This window comes from Nitrosomonas sp. (genome assembly GCF_022842015.1).
Classification (GTDB): domain Bacteria; phylum Pseudomonadota; class Gammaproteobacteria; order Burkholderiales; family Nitrosomonadaceae; genus Nitrosomonas.
Map to the genome: position 1 here is coordinate 27,625 of NZ_JALHQJ010000004.1, position 19,299 is coordinate 46,923.

General features: G+C 40.5%; 17 protein-coding genes. 9 read left to right on the forward strand and 8 right to left on the reverse strand.

The window, feature by feature from the left end:
- Window positions 1–179: 179 nt before the first annotated feature.
- The 8 genes from Q0C11_RS01395 to Q0C11_RS01430 all read right to left on the reverse strand — a co-directional run bounded on the left by Q0C11_RS01395 (window position 180) and on the right by Q0C11_RS01430 (window position 7,195).
- Complete coding sequence (locus tag Q0C11_RS01395; RefSeq protein WP_293005084.1) at window positions 180–965, reverse strand: flagellar brake protein; 786 nt, start codon at window positions 963–965, stop codon at window positions 180–182.
- Between the two features lies 1 nt (window position 966).
- A complete protein-coding gene (locus tag Q0C11_RS01400) occupies window positions 967–1,293 on the reverse strand; it encodes an EscU/YscU/HrcU family type III secretion system export apparatus switch protein (RefSeq protein WP_293005086.1) in 327 nt (108 codons plus the stop codon).
- Window positions 1,280–2,311 carry a flagellar hook-length control protein FliK gene (locus tag Q0C11_RS01405; protein WP_293005088.1) on the reverse strand — a complete coding sequence of 344 codons (1,032 nt, stop codon included), beginning with the start codon at window positions 2,309–2,311 and terminating at the stop codon, window positions 1,280–1,282. The genes Q0C11_RS01400 and Q0C11_RS01405 overlap by 14 nt, the downstream gene beginning before the upstream one ends.
- A 55-nt stretch (window positions 2,312–2,366) precedes the next feature.
- Window positions 2,367–2,702: a flagellar protein FliT gene (locus Q0C11_RS01410; RefSeq protein WP_293005090.1), complete on the reverse strand. Its 336-nt coding sequence runs from the start codon at window positions 2,700–2,702 to the stop codon at window positions 2,367–2,369.
- Between the two features lie 39 nt (window positions 2,703–2,741).
- Window positions 2,742–3,170, reverse strand: a complete 429-nt coding sequence (gene fliS / locus Q0C11_RS01415) for a flagellar export chaperone FliS (protein ID WP_293005092.1) — start codon at window positions 3,168–3,170, stop codon at window positions 2,742–2,744.
- 49 nt (window positions 3,171–3,219) lie between these two features.
- Window positions 3,220–5,193 carry a flagellar filament capping protein FliD gene (fliD, locus tag Q0C11_RS01420; protein ID WP_293005094.1) on the reverse strand — a complete coding sequence of 658 codons (1,974 nt, stop codon included), beginning with the start codon at window positions 5,191–5,193 and terminating at the stop codon, window positions 3,220–3,222.
- A 38-nt stretch (window positions 5,194–5,231) separates the two neighbouring features.
- Entirely contained in the window at window positions 5,232–5,603 is a 372-nt protein-coding gene (locus Q0C11_RS01425) for a flagellar protein FlaG (RefSeq protein ID WP_293005096.1), read from the reverse strand.
- A gap of 101 nt (window positions 5,604–5,704) precedes the next feature.
- On the reverse strand, window positions 5,705–7,195 hold the full coding sequence (locus tag Q0C11_RS01430) for a flagellin (protein ID WP_293005098.1): 1,491 nt from the start codon (window positions 7,193–7,195) through the stop codon (window positions 5,705–5,707).
- Window positions 7,196–7,547: 352 nt separating this feature from the next.
- Between Q0C11_RS01430 and Q0C11_RS01435 the strand changes: the two genes are divergently transcribed.
- The 9 genes from Q0C11_RS01435 (at window position 7,548) to Q0C11_RS01475 (ending at window position 19,295) form a co-directional block, all read left to right on the forward strand.
- Window positions 7,548–9,119: a histidine kinase gene (locus tag Q0C11_RS01435; RefSeq protein WP_293005100.1), complete on the forward strand. Its 1,572-nt coding sequence runs from the start codon at window positions 7,548–7,550 to the stop codon at window positions 9,117–9,119.
- A gap of 16 nt (window positions 9,120–9,135) precedes the next feature.
- Window positions 9,136–9,768 (forward strand): response regulator transcription factor, encoded by a 633-nt coding sequence (locus tag Q0C11_RS01440; RefSeq protein WP_293005102.1) that lies wholly within the window; start codon window positions 9,136–9,138, stop codon window positions 9,766–9,768.
- A gap of 109 nt (window positions 9,769–9,877) precedes the next feature.
- Window positions 9,878–11,581 (forward strand): GGDEF domain-containing protein, encoded by a 1,704-nt coding sequence (locus tag Q0C11_RS01445; protein WP_293005104.1) that lies wholly within the window; start codon window positions 9,878–9,880, stop codon window positions 11,579–11,581.
- Window positions 11,582–12,036: 455 nt separating this feature from the next.
- Window positions 12,037–12,753: a GGDEF domain-containing protein gene (locus tag Q0C11_RS01450; protein ID WP_293005105.1), complete on the forward strand. Its 717-nt coding sequence runs from the start codon at window positions 12,037–12,039 to the stop codon at window positions 12,751–12,753.
- Window positions 12,754–12,919: 166 nt separating this feature from the next.
- The gene (locus Q0C11_RS01455; RefSeq protein WP_293005106.1) at window positions 12,920–14,158 is read left to right on the forward strand and encodes an EAL and HDOD domain-containing protein; all 1,239 of its coding nucleotides are present in this window, start codon (window positions 12,920–12,922) and stop codon (window positions 14,156–14,158) included.
- 394 nt (window positions 14,159–14,552) lie between these two features.
- Window positions 14,553–15,140, forward strand: a complete 588-nt coding sequence (locus Q0C11_RS01460; protein WP_293005107.1) for a hypothetical protein — start codon at window positions 14,553–14,555, stop codon at window positions 15,138–15,140.
- 64 nt (window positions 15,141–15,204) lie between these two features.
- A complete protein-coding gene (locus tag Q0C11_RS01465) occupies window positions 15,205–15,570 on the forward strand; it encodes a response regulator (protein ID WP_293005109.1) in 366 nt (121 codons plus the stop codon).
- Between the two features lie 137 nt (window positions 15,571–15,707).
- A complete protein-coding gene (cheA, locus tag Q0C11_RS01470; RefSeq protein ID WP_293005111.1) occupies window positions 15,708–17,891 on the forward strand; it encodes a chemotaxis protein CheA in 2,184 nt (727 codons plus the stop codon).
- 540 nt (window positions 17,892–18,431) lie between these two features.
- Window positions 18,432–19,295, forward strand: a complete 864-nt coding sequence (locus Q0C11_RS01475; RefSeq protein ID WP_293005113.1) for a CheR family methyltransferase — start codon at window positions 18,432–18,434, stop codon at window positions 19,293–19,295.
- Window positions 19,296–19,299: the final 4 nt, after the last annotated feature.

Consider the following 19,299-nt stretch of genomic DNA (forward strand, 5'->3'; position numbering starts at 1 on the left):
CAAGGCCATGTCGTACTACATTAGACGCATGCCGTTGAAAAAATGGTGACACAAACACAACGAATGCTTTGTAACCACGCTTCGCGATGCTTGAACAGAAGAGCATATTATTGATCAGGCCTCTGGAAGAGGCAGGTCAAACTGAATTGTAGTTGTTCCTTTTAGCAAGGAATCTTAATTTATTTCATTTTTCTAATTTGTTCTTGTTTAATAATATAGCGCTGTATCATAGCCTCCATACTTGCTGCTAGATTGATAAACTGACATCCGGCGCGCATACAATTTTGACCGTTACGTAAAGTGATTTCGTAGGTGTTTTTTACCTGGATAGTGACATTAATAGTTCCAATCTCTGGGAGCATGATTTGGCAATTGCTATAAATTATGCCTGGGTCAAAATTGATAATTGGGTGCTGATCGATGACAGCAGTACCGCCACAACTTATGTCAAGGATCGCTACTTCCGCTTTGGCAGCTGTTGAACTTTTTCCGGGTATTGGAATAACACATTTAAGTGGTTTTACAATAGGAGTAGTAATGCGGAAATGATTTCTTCTTTGTATACGTAGAAGCATTTCTGGAACATTGACTAAAAATGCATCTTTATTATTAAATTGTATTTTCTTGATTTGATTACAGACAAATTCTATTTTTACTCTATTTTGTGTAGTAACAAATACTAATTCTTTGGAATTAAGTGCTTTATGGCAATGTTTGTCATTAATGCCATAATCAATCACCATTTCCTTCTTTTCAGAGTTTATGGATAGAATTGATGTTAGTATAAAATCGCTTTCATAGTCAGGATAAAGTGTAATCAGTGAATCTGCTTGCATGATTCCGCGAAGTATAAAAAGAATATCAATTTCCGAGTTAATGCGGAATTTTTCACTTTTTTCTTCAGGAGTTAGCATAGTAGGCTCTAATACTTCGTATGTTTCAGTATCTTCATTGGGTGCGAGCATTTCAATGTCCTTCCAAAGTTTGTTGTGTGATCTTGCTGCCAAGACTGTTAGCAGTCAAAGGCGTTTTTGCTTTTTCCAAGCGATAAAGCCATGCAAGTAATTCGGCGATTGCGACATAAAGCTGTGGCGGAATACGATCGTCGAGATTAACCTGCATTAATAATGCGACCAATTCACTTGATTCATGAACATAAATCCCCGCTTCTTTGGCGCGCCTTATAATTTCCTGAGCAATGAGGCCTCGACCTTTAGCAATGACTTTGGGCGCGATTTGTCCCTCTTGATAAGCAAGCGCTACAGCAGTGGGGTAAGATTCATTCATTGTCATTGTGCTGAACTTCTACCGTTTGTATGGTTAATCCTGCGGATTGCATATCTGTCGTGAGTAATGATCGATTGTCTTTTAATAAACTAGACGTATCAATTTGTGATGTTTTTAATTTAATATTAATACCTTGGGCATTAAATAAGATGTTGGCGGTAACATCTCCCAGTTGTGGCAACGATAAATGAAGTTGCGTACGCCACTGTGCTGCATGATCGAATTCATCGGTCTTGTTTCCATCTTCAGATTGTTGTTCATAAATATCCCATTCCATCGATTGGCCATGCCAAACTTCACCTCGCCAGAATAGATGTCCGGTTTCCAGTGTATTTAGTTGTTGCTGTACTAGTGGCAGAGTCTGAACATGCACTGGCATTTCAGGACTTGGCGAAGCTAAAATCGCTGTCTTAGTCACAGATAGTTCAGGCACTGCTAACATTAACTTACCCTGTGGTTCTTGTTGTAAATTCTCCAGTGTATTTTCTCCATTAATCCATTGAGCCTGATGTGATTCATAGAATAACCCACTTTGGGTAATTGTTTTTTGCAATAAACCGGGTAATTCAGTGCTATTTGTTAGCGTTCCATTCAGAATAGGAGAAGAGTTTGTTAGTGATTGGGCGGTATTTGTTGGAGCATGCTTTAAAGTATCATGCATTAGGAGGCCGATAAATCGTCCAGTGGTGCTTATTGAAGCGATATTTTCCTTTGATTCTATCGTTGCTTTGTCGAGGATAAGGAATTTTAGATTTGGTTGGTGAGAAATGAAAACTAATTCTAGTTTATTGCCGGGTTGAAACTTTGCAGGGAGATCTATCTGGAGTAGTTTATCGTTAACCAAGACTCTGGAACTTCCATTAGATAAACGTGCTTCAACAAATGCCTGATATTTTTGTCCTTGCTCAAATTTACTAGAAGAATTTTGTGAATCAAGAATTGCTGTTACAGGTGCTATCGGTGAAACAGATTTTATCTGTGTTAGGGGCGTGATTAAATCGGTTTTGATAATGATTGGATTCACGACAGCTTGTATTTATCCAATAGAAGCAACATATTCTGATACTTTATTTGGATGCTTATACATTGTTAACAGGTTGATATGTTTGTTGAAGATTGCGTGTGCGTTTATTAATGCTGAGCATATCTTGTAGTCTTGCCATCCAAGGTTCAATGATTGCTCGAATTTGGGCATCGTTATCCAATATTTGGTGAATAATTTTTACCTTTTTTTGCTGTAATTCTTTATCTAGTAAAGGCTCCGTGTCATTTTTTTTGAGGCTATCGGTTAGCTTTCTACATTCTTGTTCTAATGATACCAATTGATCCCATTCGCTATTTTGTGCAGCAGTCAGCATTTTCCCAGTTGTTGCTAAAATGGCATTGTAGGTTATTATCGTATGCGCATTATCCATTCTTTTACATATCCTTTTTCTTGTCACAGAAATCTTTGTTTAGGTAGCAATTGCTTTTATTGCAGTTAGAGTTCCATTGGATTCTCCGATTTCTTTCCAGGCACTATATAGTTCGGATAAAAGTTTATTTACTTCATTCAGTGTCTCAATATTATTCTGAATATTAGCCATTAATAATCGGTGCGTCATATAATCATAAAGTGCTTGGAGTTTAATGGCCAAATCACCGCCCGCATTCATGTCCAAACTAGCTTTCAAGCCGTGATCAATAATCATGATGGCTTTTGAAATCATTTGTCCTTTTTCTGCGATCTCGTTATTCTGCATATGTATTCTGGTTCTCGCCAGTGCTTCTTGTGCTCCTTCGAATAGCATTAAAATAAGTTTGTGCGGATCAGCTGACTCAACGCCGGTTTCAACACCAATACGCTGGTAGGCGGATATTGCATTATTCTTGGTAGTAAACATTTGGTACTCTCTTTTATATTATAAAAAGCTTACTTCTTGGAGCTTATTTTTAGCTACTTGCACCAGGCAATCTGGACAATTGTTGTTGTAAGAAATTGCTGGTTTGGGTCATGCTGACGATTGTCGCATCCAGTGCAGAAAACTGTGCACGTATACGCTTCTCTACTCCCTCGAGTCTCTGATTTAATGCTTCTCTCTGTGATTCAATATCTTTGATTGATGAATTAATGCCATCAATACGATTATCAATTAGATTAGATTTCAACATATCATCTACTAATTTACCCAGCTTTGCCGCAAAGCCATGCGCAAAATCGACAGTTCCTCTAGCACCTGTATTGCCACCGGATATTTTGAGAGTGAGTCCACTGCTGTCGGCAGCACCGGTTAGGATTTGACCAGAACCTGTGGCGGTGACGCCATTAATCGTCCCAGCCACATCTAGACCACTGGTTTCAACAGGTGTGCCAAATAAATCCTGTTTACCATTCCCGCCTGTAATTGATACAGTTGATGCAGCACCGAATTGATCGGAAGTGATAGTTAATTTTCCCGCTGACTCGCTTAGTGCTACTTTTATACCGGCTGCAGAAATTTCTGGTGCACCATTGATTCTTGACTGGATTTCAGCTGCCAGTGAAGTTGCCGTATAAGTGCCTGTTGCAAGAGTTACACTAGCGCTTACTCCATTAATAGTGAAATTTAGTGTGTCGTTGACTCCAGTATTAATACTCAGCGCAGCAGGAGCGCTACCTGCCGCAGTGCCTTGTGTCGCAATTTGACTGATATCCAATGAGTGCTTGCCATTGTTTGTATCAGGCTTAGCACTGATAAATGATACTAAACTGTCACTGGTTTTTCCAACGGAGGCAAACAGTGTCGAAATATCTTTTGTCGGATCATTCAGTACTTGGGATAGAGCAGTTGAATCAAATTTGAGAGTGCCATTCGCTTGAAAAGAAACGCCTACCTCAGTTAGTATGCTCAGGCCGCCGCCTGCAGTAGTCAGTGGATCGGAGATTGTGTTACGTAATTGTGTCTGAATTGAACGAACGGTTGAATCCCCCGTTAGAATAGATGCGCGCTTAGTAGCGGCATCATATTTTGAGAGATCGACGATGGTTTTATTAAGATCATTAAAAGCTTTAACAAATGACGACACTGCACTCTGAGTGTTTGCTGTGTCTCGAGATAAATTTAAGGTTGTTGTTGTGCCAGTATTTGTTTTCAATAGATCTAACGTGACACCTTCAATAGCATCTGTAATTTTGTTGGATGCTTTGTTAATTAGAATGCCGTCAATGACTAATGTGGCATTGCTGGCTGCCACAGTCTCAGTAAGATTAGTCGTGCCACCAGTGGATGCATCGTAATTAAGCTGAGATAATCCTACATTATCGGTATTGTTTGTATCAGTATCATTTGTAGTTATTTTTAGGGCGTTGCTCAAACCAGTATCCGTTGAAGCAATCACTAAACGATTGCCAGTGCCATCATTCACAATGCTGGCGGTTACTCCTGCGTTAGCTAGATTGATAGTGTCACGGATGCCAGCCAATGATGAATTGTCAGGAGAAATGGAAATTGATTGCGCAGCTTTATCTGAATTCAGTGTAAATGCGCCGCCACTGTATGTGCCGAACTGTATGGTTATAGTGCCGCTGCCGATTGTGGTGCCGGTAGTTGCAAAGTTAGCAGATTTTAATTTATGCGATTGTGCGAGTGTTTGGATTTCCATGGAGTAGCTGCCTGTTGCTGCAGTCGAATTGGCGCTTACATTGGCCAATGTTGTATCGGCAAGACTGGCCGTTTTGGCGGTATATTTTTCCGGATTGGCCAACGCAGAAAGACTGCTTTGGAATGAGGACAGCGCACCCTTTAGGCTACCGAAAGCAGTTAGCTGAGTTTGCTGTTTAGCCTCTTTGGTATCAAGGGATGACAGGGGGCGGCGTTCCAATGCCATTAATTGGCTGACAATACCGGTGACATCTAAACCTGATCCAATTCCTGGAGATGAAAGCATTTTTGAGTCCTGTTATTCTGATTCTATTAGAATTTTTATTATGCTTTGTCGTTAAGTAGCAATCCTTGCATCTTGTCTAAGCTGCGAGCTATTTCAATGGCCTCTTCTGTGGGAAACTGCCGAATAACCTCATCAGTATGGGCATCCAATACCTTAATGATTGATTTGCCAGTTTCTTCATCAATTGAGAAACGCAAATTATGTCCCAGAATATCTGCTGCCTCCTGAATTTCTTGAACAGCTTGTTTGATTTGTTCTACTGTCTCTGATTTATTATTTACTGTAGGTCGTCCAGTTGAAACAGGTGATGGAGCAACGTCAGTATCAGACATGACTTTCTTCTGAGTAACCGGCATTGGTGCTACTGGGTGTGAAATTGCATCTGATCTGTTTAATTGATTGATATTCATGAGATAGCTCCTCAAAGTTGAAACGTACGCGGGAGTTTTTCTTGATAATCCCGCGTACTATCAGCTTTATTTAATGCGTTGCATCATTTGTTACGGATTGCTTAACGTAACAGTGATAGAACATTATTGGGTAAGGAATTTGCTTGTGCAAGAATCGCTACACCTGCTTGTTGCAAAATCTGACCACGTGTCATGTTGGCTGTTTCAGCGGCGAAGTCGGCATCCTGAATCCGGCTACGCGAAGCTGAAAGATTCTCAGAAGTGCTTTGCAGATTCGCGACGGTTGAGCTGAAACGATTCTGATATGAACCTAAGTCGGCGCGGGATGAATTGATTTGGGCCAATGCTGCATCCACTGAGGTGAGTGCAGCTTGTGAGCCCGCTACAGACGATAGGCTTAGCGCCGCTACCGAAGAAAATGTGCTGTTATTTACGCCAGCAATTGAAAATGCAGAAGCATTAGCGTTGGCTGTCGAGATCGCGCCTTTGGCACTGGAAAGCGAGACAGTACCAGTTTTCACGGCAGAGATGGTAGCAGCAGCGCCTTCCGTCAGAGTCGAGCCACCGAAGCTGACTGTATCGTTACCAGCGGTGCTGTTCGCGAAGTTACTCAGAACAATATTGCGCCCATCCGTCGTGCTGAGGGTAATGCTCGTTTTCGAACTGGCGCTGGTGAAGCTAGCTGTGACACCGCTAGTGGCCTGAACACCGTTGATGGCAGAAACTACACTGCTCAGGTCATTCTGATCAGTAACCGATGTCGAAATCGCCTGTCCATTGATGCTGAATGAAACCGTACCAGCCGCACTCAGGCTACTTAGGGTCGTACTGTTACTTGCGGTGGCGGTTATTCCGATACCACTTGCTGCACTGTTGATAGCAGCAGCAACTTCTCTGGCTCCACCGGTAGTGGTCAACGATCCTGCTGTACCCGCAGCATAAGTAATTGCGCTCGTTGTGCCGCCATCTGCAGTGGTAAGGGTGAGATCGGTTTCTGCGAGTACAGCGTTGGTCAAGCTGGCGATATCGCCGACAGCAACGGCATTCATTGCTGTACCGCTAGTGGCTAAGGTATGGCTGCCGAGTGCAGAAGCGCGCGCATCATTGATTTTTGTAATATCGATGCTTTGGCCAGCATTAGCGCCAACTTGGAAGCTCTGATTCTGAAAAGAACCATCCAGTAAATTCGTGCCGTTAAACTGGGTTTGGCTGGCAACGCGAGATATTTCAGAAATTAATTGTGAAGCTTCGGCTTGTAGTGCAGTGCGATCACTGGCACTGTTGGTAGCATTGGAAGATTGTACAGCCAGCTCACGAATACGCTGCAGGTTGTTGCCGATTTCACTCAGCGCACCTTCAGCAGTTTGTGACAGTGAAATGCCATCGTTTGCGTTACGTACAGCTTGGTTTAAACCACGGATTTGTGAAGTCATTCTTTCTGAAATAGCCAGGCCCGCAGCATCATCCTTAGCGCTGTTTATTCTCAATCCAGAAGATAAACGTTCTAGTGATGTGTTGAGTGATGACGCTGATGAGTTAAGGTTACGTTGTGCAGTCAGCGAAGCGATGTTTGAATTTATAACTTGAGACATTTGGGTTCTCCTAATTTACATTTGGCATTATTGCCAGTTGGTTTGTCCGCAATCCTGAAAGGTATAAAAACCTTGGGCGGATAAATCTTTAATTTAAATTACGGTGGTGACTTCCTCGCAATCCAAGAAGAAAGGCAAGCACCGTTGATTGCAGTTATCGGAATTGATTTTGGAAAGTTTAGAGATTTGCTTTTTTGTGTTTTATCTATTTGGTTGGTTAGTAACAGTTATTCGTGATATAAATTACTTTCTAAAGGTGAAGTCACTCTGTAGAATATAGAATTAATTCAGATGGTTAATTTTTCAACCTAATTCTTAAGTTTATATCGGCTTCAATCAATGAGGGACTGAGATGGTCGATGAAGAGAAGTTAAAAATATTGTTGATTGAGTATTCTGCAAAGGATGCTGCTGCGGTTCTGAAAATACTATCACACAGTGGTTTTCAAACAGACTATCTGTGCGTTGCTACGGCTGACGATTTGCAAGAGGCTCTGAGGCTCCAGGATTGGAATGTGATTCTATCTGATTATGCTTCACCGCGACTTAATGCGTGCGACGTAATCAAATTGATAAAAAATCAAGGATTGGATATACCTTTAATCATCGTTTCCAGTGATATCGGTGAAGAAGCGGCTGAAAATATCATGGCTTTAGGCGCATATGATTTTATGATGAAGGCCAATCTTGCTAGATTGGTGCCGGTAATCAGACGTAGTTTGCGTGAAGTAAAGAATTATCAGCGTCTTATTACTGCTCAAGCTGCGCTACAAAAAAGTGAAGCGCTTTTTCAAGCTATTACATCTAATCTTCCCGGAGTCGTGTTTCAGTTTCAGTTGGGTAAGAATAATAAAGCTAGTTTCCCATATGTCAGTGATGCAAGCGAAACACTACTGGGGCTATCACCCCAGAAGCTAATGAGCAGCCCAGAACTTTTCCCGGAATTAATTCTGCCTGAGGACAAAGAATCTTATCGTCAACTTATGATGACATCTGCCGAGCAACTTTCAACCTGGAACTGGGAGGGCTGTATTCAAGTAAAAGGAGACAGTGATATTAAATGGGTTAGTTTACGTGCAACGCCCAGAAGAATGCTTGATGGAGCGATGTTGTGGGATGGCATTATGATAAACATTACCCGCAATAAGCTGGCTGAGCGCGAGATTGCACGTTCGCGTGAACAGCTGGCCGAGCTATCCTCATATTTGCAGAAAGTTAAAGAACAGGAGCGAGCCCGAATTGCACGCGAAATTCACGATGACATCGGTGGGACATTAACTGCCATTAAATGTGAGTTACTTCCTTGTATGGATAAGACAGCAAGAAAGCTCGAATTTTATCAACAGAAAGCGAAATCTATTGAATCACTAGTGGATCGTGTAATCGATAGTACTAGACGGATTTCGCTTGATTTGCGCCCTGGAATTCTTGATTGTGGGATCGTTGCCGCTGTGCAATGGCAAGCAAAAGAATTTAGTGATCGTACCGGTATTGTTTGCAGAGTATCATGCGACAATGATGAAATATCTTTAGATTCGGATTTGGCCATAGCGATTTTTCGGGTATTCCAGGAAACGCTGACAAATATTTCCAAACATGCCAATGCATCACGCATTCAGGTAAAGCTTGTCGAATTGAAAGGCTTGATTTTACTTGATGTGATGGATAATGGGTGCGGCATTACTGAAATTGATATGGACAAGCAAGATTCATTTGGAATACGGGGAATGCGTGAACGATGCCTGCAATTAAAGGGAAATTTTCATATTTCTGGAGAATCAGAAAAAGGAACTAAGGTGACCATTTTGATACCGACTGGGGATCCAGAATATGATTCTGAGCAAGCATGTGATTTAAATAATAAGTTTAGAGAGTTCCCGCACTCGGAGCCCATTAAGAAGGGAAAGCAAATTTCTCGGCTTTAAATAGCTGGAGGTATACATGATTAGTGTAATGATTGCCGATGATCATGCAATTGTTCGTCAAGGTTTGAAACAGATACTCAGTGAAACTGACGATATTAAGGTGACTGGGGAGGCAGAAACGGGTTTTCAAGCAATCAAAATTGCACGGCAACAAGACTTCAATGTCATGTTGTTGGACATATCTCTACCCGATAGAAATGGTATTGAGATTTTGAAGCAGATAAAGAAAGATAGGCCAAATTTGTCAGTATTAATGCTTAGTATGCACAATGAACACGAGTTTGCTATTCGTGCATTAAAAGCGGGCGCATCGGGTTATCTAAATAAACAAAGCGCACCTGCGCAACTGGTAGTGGCTATTCGGCAAGTCGCGGCGGGAGATAAGTATGTTAGCCCTGTTGTCGCACAAGAACTTGCTAATATTATTAACTCTGATATCGATAAACCCCTTCATGCTACTTTGTCCGATCGAGAGTATCAAACATTGTGTTTTATTGCAGCCGGTAAAACTTTGTCTGAAATATCGTCTGAGATGTTTCTGAGTCCTAAAACAGTGAGTGTTTATCGTGCGCGATTATTGGAGAAACTCAAACTGACAAACAATTCAGAGATAATTCGCTATGCAATAAAGAATAAATTGGTAGATTGATTTCCTAGTTAAAGATGTTACTGCAATTAGTTTAATTTTTTTTCGAATGAGTCGATATTTTTTAGTCCCAGGATTACTGATTCATTATGTTTAATTTTGACCGATTAATATGAAACAATTTAAAGATTCTAATCCACTTACTATTGCTCGCGAAACGCTGCGGCAACTTGCCTCGCAAAGAATTCAGCCAACTCCAGAAAATTACCACAAACTGTATCTTCAGATTTCTGGAAATTCAGAAACTAGCATCGACCCTTTAATTCCGGCATCAAGGAATCAAGAGTTGAGCCAAGCTAATGAATTAATTGATTCCACAGCAGTTTGGGGAGGCACGATCGAGGCATTGTTGAAACATTTGGAGAACAAGCAAGGCAGGCTGACAATTGCGAAAAAAAGAGACGGTGTTAATCGAGTGCTTACTAAGTTTTCAAAAGATTCAAATCAATTGCACATCAAGCTGAAGGCATTGATCGATTCTTGGGGAATGTTAGCGCCCACTATTCAAGAATCATCCGAGGATGTGCAAGTAAAGAGTTCTTTGTTGCAAGTTGATTTAATACCACAAGACTCTCGAACATCGCAAGTCGTTTTAGAACAGAATCTTACCTTTGGGCATTTTGCAGATCAACTATTGGAGTTAATGTCTCAGATATTAGAGCATGTGGTCGCTCGACAAATTGAAGATATTGTTCTAAATGAAGAAGCAAAAATACTGGCAAACCAAGTGCGTAAGATTCAAAATAAATCAGACGTAGAAGGATTTACGGTTGATTTTCAGAATTTTTGCAGAAAATTCGATGCATATGGGGAAAATGGACTTAAGTTGAAGAAAGGCTTACTGAAATTACTCAATATGTTTATGGATAGTACTGGTGAGTTGTTAGCCGAGGATCAATGGGTTGGAGTGCGGCTTAATAAACTGCGTGACACTATATCCAGACCCTTAGATCTTCAGGTCATAGAACAAGCTGAGCATTATATAGAGGAGATAGCACAAAGGCAGGAAATAATCAGACATAACCTGAATGAGGCCAAGACGACGTTGAAGCTCATGGTGACTTCTCTGATTACAAATATCGAAGAGTTGAGTGATACTACGGGAGAGTATCAGGTTAAGCTGGAGCAATATTCGCAAAGAATTAGTAATACTGATGATATTAAAGAACTTAATCAATTGCTTGGATTGATTGTGGAAGAAACCAAGCAGATGCAAACAAGCGCATTAAATTATCGTCGTGATTTTCTTGCTGCTCGTGCAGAGGTCAGTTTTGCACAGAATAAAATCGACCAGCTTGAAACCAAGTTGGTTGAGATGGGTGAGAAAGTTCATGAAGATCATTTGACCGGGATACTTAACCGGCGTGGCTTGGATACTGCCTTTGAGCGAGAAGCCTCTCGTTCGATACGTCATGAGCATCCATTATGTTATGCACTGCTGGATATCGATAATTTCAAACAACTCAATGATACGCACGGCCATAAAGTAGGTGATGATGCCTTGAAATACTTGGTGGAGTCTGTTAAGGATACGACGCGCCCAGAAGATATCGTGTCACGATATGGCGGTGAAGAATTTGTGATTTTGCTTCCTAATACTAAGCTAGAGGAAGCGGTTCAGATAGTATCTAGAATACGACGGAATTTAACTAAGAAATTTTTTCTGCATGAAAATAAGCGCTTGCTAATTACATTTAGTGCGGGTGTTGCCCGGCTCCGGCCAGAAGAATCACAAGAAAGTGTCTTTAAGCGTGCGGATGAAGCTTTGTATCGTGCAAAAAAAGGTGGTAAGAATCTAATTCTCGAGGCAGAATGAATTGCTTAGCCATTGTTAAGTCCCGATTCCCCATTAGGAAAACCTATTGAATATACTAGAGTTTCAATAAATCATCATCACGTATGTTTGAAATTCTTTATTCCCAATCAGTTTGATTAAGATTGCTTGTGTTATTGGTTTCTCGTCATTGGCAAGTTTCTAATGGGAAATCTGAGTTAATTAGCACATAAGCTGTTCTTATGGATAAATAGTACCGATTTCCCTTTTTATTCTTTAAATCCGTTCTGGATGAGTTCTGTTAACTTTGCAGACATGGCAGTCCATACCAGGATGGGTTCTCCTTCGCAATCCAACGAATTTCCCCTACTGGCTTAATCTGCATCTAATGTTGTCAATTTAGGAGGATAGCAATGCAAGAGGCCATTAATCATAAACAAAAAAGAATGTTGAGATTGGTTAAATCGACTAAAGCTATTAGAAGTGAGCACAAACCTATGATTGATTCTGAAGATTATTATAAGCAAGTAGAACGTTACGCTGATCAAATCCGTAAAACACGTAATGCTGATGAGATCATTCGAATTCTGGATGTCGTGTTATCTGAGACTCGAGGGTTGAAATTTAGTGATGAGGTTTTTGCTGCGCAGGAGCAGGTAAAACGGGCAGAACGAAAGATTGAATTATTGAAAGGTGAATTGGAACAACTGCGGGGGCTTGTGCAGACAGATCAAATGACGGGTGCATTCAATCGTCGTGGTCTTGATGAAATTTTTAAACGTGAGGCAGCGCGTGCCGACAGAAATGCACAATCGTTGGGGGTGGTTCTGATTGATCTAGATAATTTTAAGAAAATTAATGACAATTTTGGCCATCAATATGGGGATAGTGTACTAATAAACTTAGTCACTGTTGCTAAGGAAACATTACGACCTTCCGATATCGTTGCACGTTTTGGCGGAGAGGAGTTTGTGATTTTATTGCCCGAAGTTGAGCTTGAAGATGCATTAACTATCATTCAGCGGTTACAAAATAATTTGGGAAAAAATTTTTCTTTACAAATCGATAATCAATCAATGCCTGTAACTTTTAGTGCTGGCGTTGCACTTCGTTCGTTTGGAGAGCATCAAAATTCAGTTATAAGCCGTGCTGATAAAGCACTTTATCAGGCAAAACGAGCTGGGAAGAATCGGGCAATTCCTGCCTTGACCTAACTGAGAACTTGGGAAGTATATGAGGAACAAATCATAATTCAATATATTAATCCCTGTGAAATACGTTTGTTTGTGATGAATAAAACTAGTGGAGCAAGTGGAGCAAACAATGGAACCGGTGTGTTTAAACGTTTCTTTGTATCGTTTGGTTAATGTGAGGGAATAAATGGAAGGTTTTTTTCTTGGGCGACAGCCTATTCTAGATCGTAATCAAAATTTGGTGGCCTTTGAATTACTTTTTAGGCAAGAAGAATATGATGAAAAAGCAAGTATTATTAATGACTTATCTGCGTCCGCAAATGTCATCATCAATGCATACTGTCAATTGGGTATTCAGAATGTATTAGGCAAGCAAAGAGGTTTTATCAATGCGGATCCAGAATTAGTTATGAGCGACATTATTAGTCTGTTGCCAAGCAAACATGTTGTTCTCGAATTAAAAGAGACAGTAGCTGTGACGGCAGATTTTATGCGGCGATGTAGCGAGTTAAAACAGAAAGGGTATCAATTTGCACTAGATAGTGTGGTCGCGATGAATGAGAAAGTCGAGCAATTGCTACCATTGGTCAGCGTAGTCAAGGTAAATGTACTTGAACTTGAGAAAAATGAGCTTTCTAAACTGGTAACTGAGTTGAATCGTTGGCCAGTATTGCTTTTAGCGCTAAAAGTGGAAACTCGCGAACAAGAAAGCAATTGCATGCAACTTGGATTTCAGATGTTTCAGGGGTTCTATTTTGCAAAACCTGAGGTGTTGTCGGTTAAGCGAGCTGACCCAGGAAAATTGTCGCTATTAAAATTACTGACGTTAGTAATGGGTGATGGTGACATTGAAGAAATAGAGAAGGAGTTTAAGCATCAACCTGGGCTCAGTTATAACTTGATGCGCATGGTGAATTCTGTGGCAAGTGGATTGCCACAAAAAATCAACTCAATCAAACATGCGATTATGATAATGGGACGAAAACAGTTGCAAAGGTGGGTGCAACTGTTGCTTTATACAGCTGATCAGTCTAATGAGAATATGTCTAATGCATTAATGCAAACTGCTGCTGCACGGGGTAAATTAATGGAATTGATTGCAACAGCGGAGCGTCCTCACGATAAGAATCATCAAGAAAGAGCATTTATGGTAGGAATATTATCTTTGCTCAATGTGCTACTTGGTATTGAGATGCAGCAGATTGTCGACAAGTTGGGAATTCCAGATGATATGAGTCAGGCATTATTAAACCGGGAAGGACGATTGGGACAAGAATTGAAGTTAATAGAGGCTAATGAGAGAGGGGAAGTTGCTGTCATTCAATTGATATTGGTTGAACTTGGTTTTCTGAGTTTGAGTGAATTGGCGGATATTGAAATGCAAGCAATTGGATGGACTAATCGGATCGGTGAAGTTGCCAATTGAACTGTATTTTTCATGTGGTTAAATGTATTTTTAAGTTTTAGCATTGATATGTAACTAATATATATTACTAGGGATTTTATTGAAGTTGTGTAATTTTCGAAGAACTTTACTGAGATATTCGCTTTATTCGTGACTGTCGACTCCATGTCACTTATTTCATAGATCTACTAGATTCTTGGGGTGAGCGTGGAATTAAAGTTGTTAAATGTTATGACGCTAGTGCTTTATATTAAAGAAAGATATTGGTGCGAAAAAGATACTCATACTCATGTTTTTAACTTAATGAATTTGCAAAATTTAGCGGTAAAGTTTATGTGTTCGCATAATAAAAATATAGATTAATGTCTCGGACGATTGCGTCAATAGCTCTGAAAAAACAAGTGGCGAGGAAAAGATGATGACTGAGCTGCAATCAGCTAGCGACAAGCTTGATAATAAAGCAGAAGATAAATTGGTGCTGGAAGATAAGGATGGGGTTATATGCAATAACACTGCCAGCGAGTATCTTATAGGCATTAAGGGAGATTTAAACCAAGCGGAAAGATTAGTTAGTGACGCAGCCAACAATTTAGTATGTAACTTCAGATATATAAGTAAATTAACAGGATCTCATCACGAGATGGTTCTGGCGATTGAAAGAATGGTTACTCCTGAAGAAAGACATTCTATTAATGAATTATTGGAAAAACAAATGTTAATTGCTAATCGAATCGAACAAGAGTTAGAGGCGGTAATCACTTCCTTACAATTCGGTGATTTAGTTGCACAATTACTCGCGCATACCGCGCGTCAAGTGGAAATGTTGAGCGATGAGTTGCGGGGTATTGATCGACAAGGTAGTTTGCAGGGAAAAGCTGAGAAAAGAGCCTTGAATTCAACACATTCAAGTATTAATAAGGCAGTTAATGAAGTAAAAAATAAGGGTAAAAAGAAGCCAGTAGTGCAGCAAGGAATGAAAATGGGCGATATTGAGCTTTTTTAGCAAAATGCTTGGTAGGCAATTTTTTATCAAGCAAATTAATATTATCAGTAAAGGAGCTAAGTAAATGGCCAAGACAATACTTGCAGTGGATGATTCTGCTTCAATTCGGCAGATGGTGGCTTTTACGCTTAAAGGCGCAGGTTATGAGGTCATTGAAGCAGTTGATGGTCAAGATGCTTTCGATAAGGCGAGTCATTATCAAGTTAATCTAATATTAACTGACATCAATATGCCACGCATGGATGGATTAAAGCTACTTGAGTTGCTGCGAAAATTGGCTCAATACAAAAATATTCCTATCTTGATACTGACCACAGAATCCGGTGATGAAATGAAAGCAAAAGGTAGAGCGGCAGGGGCAACTGGCTGGCTAGTGAAACCGTTTGATCCCAAACGATTATTGGAAGTAATCGGTAAAGTTATTAGTTAGAGGTTAATATTTTTAAGCAGATTAATAGACTTAAATAATTTTTAATCCCAAAGGGTAAGTGTTTTGTTATTCCTTCATTACTTAGTTTCTTTCTTTATACCGCAAGCCAAACAATTCAACTTGAAATAGGGCTTCCTATGAGTACAGATCTCGAGCAATTTTATGAAATATTTTTTGAGGAATCCTCAGAGTTACTTGCGGACATGGAGGCATGCTTACTTAGGCTCGATGTAAATTCGCCGGATTTGGAAGACTTAAACGCTATATTTCGTGCTGCTCATTCTATTAAGGGTGGAGCGGGTACATTTGGTTTTACAGATATGACGGAGATGACGCATATGTTGGAAACACTGCTTGATAGATTGCGGAAGGGCGAGCTTAAAGTACGTAGCGAGATGATCGATGCTTTTTTAGGGGCTGGAGATGTTATCAAAGCACAGCTGGCGGGACATCGTGGAGAAGGGCAAGCTGATCCTGCTGCTGCTGAAGCAGTTTGCGAGGAACTTAAGAAATTAAGTGAGAACGCGCAGGAGGCTGTATCGGTAGAAGATATAAAAGTAATTGTTTATGACGATGAAGCCAAATCAGCGTCGGAGGGGACTGATGCAGAGTCAATGGCAGAAAAAATTTCTCAAGAAAATGCTGTCACACGACTTAGTTTTAGTATCGAATTTTCCAGTGCAGATTTGAGTAGTGCCACAATTGAGAATTTACTCGCTAATTTGCAGGGAATGGGTAATCTGGAAAATCTTACGCCTGTAAATGCGGAGGAGCGTTATAAATTAGTATTGACTACAAGTAGTAGCGAAGAAGATGTTTGGGAAACTTTGGTATTTGTGGTTGACCCCACAAGCCTTGAAATTAAAGCAGTTACATTTGACAGTGCTCGAGTTAAGGCAACAGAAATTGAAACCCTTAATGGATTAGTTAGTAATACAGAATTTTTAGCAGAAGAAGATACGCTAAAGTATAGGATGCCACCTGCTCCAGGTTATGGGTTTTTCCCTGGGGCACCCGCTGCACCGAAGGATGTAGAAGACTCAGATATTGGTTTTGACCGGACACAGTTGCCGGATACAGGTAGTAGCAAAAATGAATCTCAAGTCATCAATAAATCTTCCGGGAAAGCTAATATCGCGGCGGCTAGTGAAACTTCATCTATCAGAGTCAGCATAGAAAAAGTTGATCAAATGATTAATTTAGTCGGAGAGCTGGTCATTACTCAAGCAATGCTTGCTCAGACAGCTTCTCAGTATGATCCGGTACTGTTCGAGAAGTTGTACAGCGGAATGAGTCAGTTAGAGCGAAATACACGAGATTTGCAAGAATCTGTGATGTCAATCCGTATGATGCCAATCAGCTTTGTATTTAGCCGATATCCGCGAGTTGTTCGTGATTTGGCTGCGAAACTGAATAAGCGTGTGGAGTTGAGGACTGTTGGTGAGAATACAGAACTTGATAAAGGGTTAATTGAGAAAATTGCTGATCCTTTAACACACTTAGTCAGAAATAGCCTGGATCACGGTGTAGAAGTAGCTGAAAAACGTGTGGCTGCTGGTAAGCCAGCACAGGGCACAATAACCCTGCGAGCTTTTCACCAGGGAGGGAGTATTGTTATCGAGGTTAGTGATGATGGCGCAGGACTAAATAGAGGGAAAATTCTTGCCAAAGCAAGAGAACGTGGATTACCTGTACATGATGCAATGACAGATCAAGAAGTCTGGTTGTTGATTTTTGAGGCTGGTTTTTCAACAGCAGATCAGGTTACAGACGTGTCAGGTCGAGGTGTTGGCATGGATGTGGTGAAACGCAATATACAGAGCATGGGGGGGCGTATCGATATTGAATCGACGCTTGGATCTGGTACGCGCATATCCATTCGTTTGCCACTAACGCTGGCCATACTTGATGGATTATCTGTGGTTGTTGGAGACCAAATGTTTATTGTGCCATTAAATTATATAACCGAGTCATTGCAACCGATGGCCACTGATATTAAAACAGTGAGTGGGAAAGGGCGCGTGGTACAAGTGAGAGGTGAATATCTCCCAGTGATTGCATTGCATGAGTTTTTCAATTTGCGTCCTAGCGTAACAGAGATTCATAAAGGAATTCTTGTCATTCTTGAGGCTGAAGGACATAAAGCAGCGTTATTTGTGGATGACCTGGTTGGACAGCATCAGGTCGTTATCAAAAGCCTTGAGAGTAATTACCGCAGAGTTCAGGGAGCTTCGGGCGCGACTATTATGGGTGATGGCAAAGTTGCGCTTATTCTTGATACCGCAGCTTTAGTAATGGCATCACAGCAAGAGCTCGTATAGGAAATTCATTACTTATTTATGATGCGCGGCTTATCGGTATTTTATGTCAGAACAGGTATGAACAGTGGAAAACTTGAAGTTTGGGAGATGTTGATTATAGTCGGTTTACTGGGTATCTAAAGTGTGGCAGAACATGTAATGTGATCAGTTTGGAAGCGGATCAGCTGCGCCCTTACCCTAGATTGGGTTATAGAGACTGATGCCGAATACATTGTTGGCTTGGGAATGAATGATGAGGTAGTGTACCGGACTAATCAATAACTTTGTTATTTAAGGTGATTTTCTGTTTACTTGAAATTAAGGAGAATCCCAAAATCTATTTTTTGAAAAAATTCTTTTTATATTCTACCAATACAAGTGCCAGGCTTGTCAACGAGCATAGTAGATGCGCCAGTTTGGTGTTTATGATCTCGAGGGATTAAGGAAAAGTATATTAGTTCGATATATGAGGAAGTGAAGGAATTGAATAAGAAGATATTGATACTGTAAACGGTTATCGCAAAATGGCATTTTATTTTATTTTGTTTGTGGATGGGAATTATGGGATTGATTACAGATACCGAAGATGGCCCTGAAAGTAAAACGCGCGAATATAATTTTACTCAGAGTGATTTTGACCGAGTTAGAAAGCTGATATATAGGCATGCGGGTATCTCTCTTTCTATAGGTAAGCAGAACATGGTGTATAGCCGACTTGCCAGAAGATTGCGTGCGACGGGCTTTGATAGTTTTGATGAATATTTGGACTATTTAGAACGTGGGAATTCGGAAGAGTGGGAGGCGTTTACAAATGCTTTGACAACGAATCTTACGGCTTTCTTCCGCGAACAGCATCATTTTCCCATTCTCGAGAGGCACGTAGAGAAGCGAAAAAGTCACAACAAAATTCAACTTTGGTGTAGTGCCTCATCTACTGGCGAAGAGCCATACTCAATGGCGATGGCAATGGTGCAGGCGTTTAAATCATATACTCCTCCCGTACATATTCTGGCGACGGATTTGGATACAAATGTATTGGCGAAAGCCCAAATGGGTATTTATTCACTGGACAAGTTAGAAAAACTACCTAAGGAAAAACTTAAACAGTTTTTTTTAAAAGGTAAAGGCTCTCATGCTGGATCAGTAAAGGTTTGTCCCGAGTTACAAAATTTGATTACGTTTCGGCAATTGAATTTGCTTAATGATAACTGGCCCATTCGAGGCCCATTTGATGCGATATTTTGCCGTAATGTAATGATCTATTTTGATAAACAGACACAATACAAAATTCTGAAGAAATTTGTGCCATTGCTAGCTCCTGACGGATTGTTGTTTGCTGGTCATTCTGAAAGCTTTCAACATGCTATTGATTTATTTAAGTTGCGTGAGAAGACTGTTTATGAATTAACTAATCGGCAGAGATAATAAT

What these genes read in the sequence shown, in the direction of transcription:
- Q0C11_RS01395 (WP_293005084.1), bottom strand. Translation starts at nt 965, where the DNA reads ATGCTCGCACCCAATGAAGATACTGAAACATACGAAGTATTAGAGCCT.
- Q0C11_RS01400 (WP_293005086.1), bottom strand. Translation starts at nt 1,293, where the DNA reads ATGACAATGAATGAATCTTACCCCACTGCTGTAGCGCTTGCTTATCAA.
- Q0C11_RS01410 (WP_293005090.1), bottom strand. Translation starts at nt 2,702, where the DNA reads ATGGATAATGCGCATACGATAATAACCTACAATGCCATTTTAGCAACA.
- fliS (WP_293005092.1), bottom strand. Translation starts at nt 3,170, where the DNA reads ATGTTTACTACCAAGAATAATGCAATATCCGCCTACCAGCGTATTGGT.
- fliD (WP_293005094.1), bottom strand. Translation starts at nt 5,193, where the DNA reads ATGCTTTCATCTCCAGGAATTGGATCAGGTTTAGATGTCACCGGTATT.
- Q0C11_RS01425 (WP_293005096.1), bottom strand. Translation starts at nt 5,603, where the DNA reads ATGAATATCAATCAATTAAACAGATCAGATGCAATTTCACACCCAGTA.
- Q0C11_RS01430 (WP_293005098.1), bottom strand. Translation starts at nt 7,195, where the DNA reads ATGTCTCAAGTTATAAATTCAAACATCGCTTCGCTGACTGCACAACGT.
- Q0C11_RS01435 (WP_293005100.1), top strand. Translation starts at nt 7,548, where the DNA reads ATGGTCGATGAAGAGAAGTTAAAAATATTGTTGATTGAGTATTCTGCA.
- Q0C11_RS01440 (WP_293005102.1), top strand. Translation starts at nt 9,136, where the DNA reads ATGATTAGTGTAATGATTGCCGATGATCATGCAATTGTTCGTCAAGGT.
- Q0C11_RS01445 (WP_293005104.1), top strand. Translation starts at nt 9,878, where the DNA reads ATGAAACAATTTAAAGATTCTAATCCACTTACTATTGCTCGCGAAACG.
- Q0C11_RS01450 (WP_293005105.1), top strand. Translation starts at nt 12,037, where the DNA reads ATGATTGATTCTGAAGATTATTATAAGCAAGTAGAACGTTACGCTGAT.
- Q0C11_RS01455 (WP_293005106.1), top strand. Translation starts at nt 12,920, where the DNA reads ATGGAAGGTTTTTTTCTTGGGCGACAGCCTATTCTAGATCGTAATCAA.
- Q0C11_RS01460 (WP_293005107.1), top strand. Translation starts at nt 14,553, where the DNA reads ATGATGACTGAGCTGCAATCAGCTAGCGACAAGCTTGATAATAAAGCA.
- Q0C11_RS01465 (WP_293005109.1), top strand. Translation starts at nt 15,205, where the DNA reads ATGGCCAAGACAATACTTGCAGTGGATGATTCTGCTTCAATTCGGCAG.
- cheA (WP_293005111.1), top strand. Translation starts at nt 15,708, where the DNA reads ATGAGTACAGATCTCGAGCAATTTTATGAAATATTTTTTGAGGAATCC.
- Q0C11_RS01475 (WP_293005113.1), top strand. Translation starts at nt 18,432, where the DNA reads ATGGGATTGATTACAGATACCGAAGATGGCCCTGAAAGTAAAACGCGC.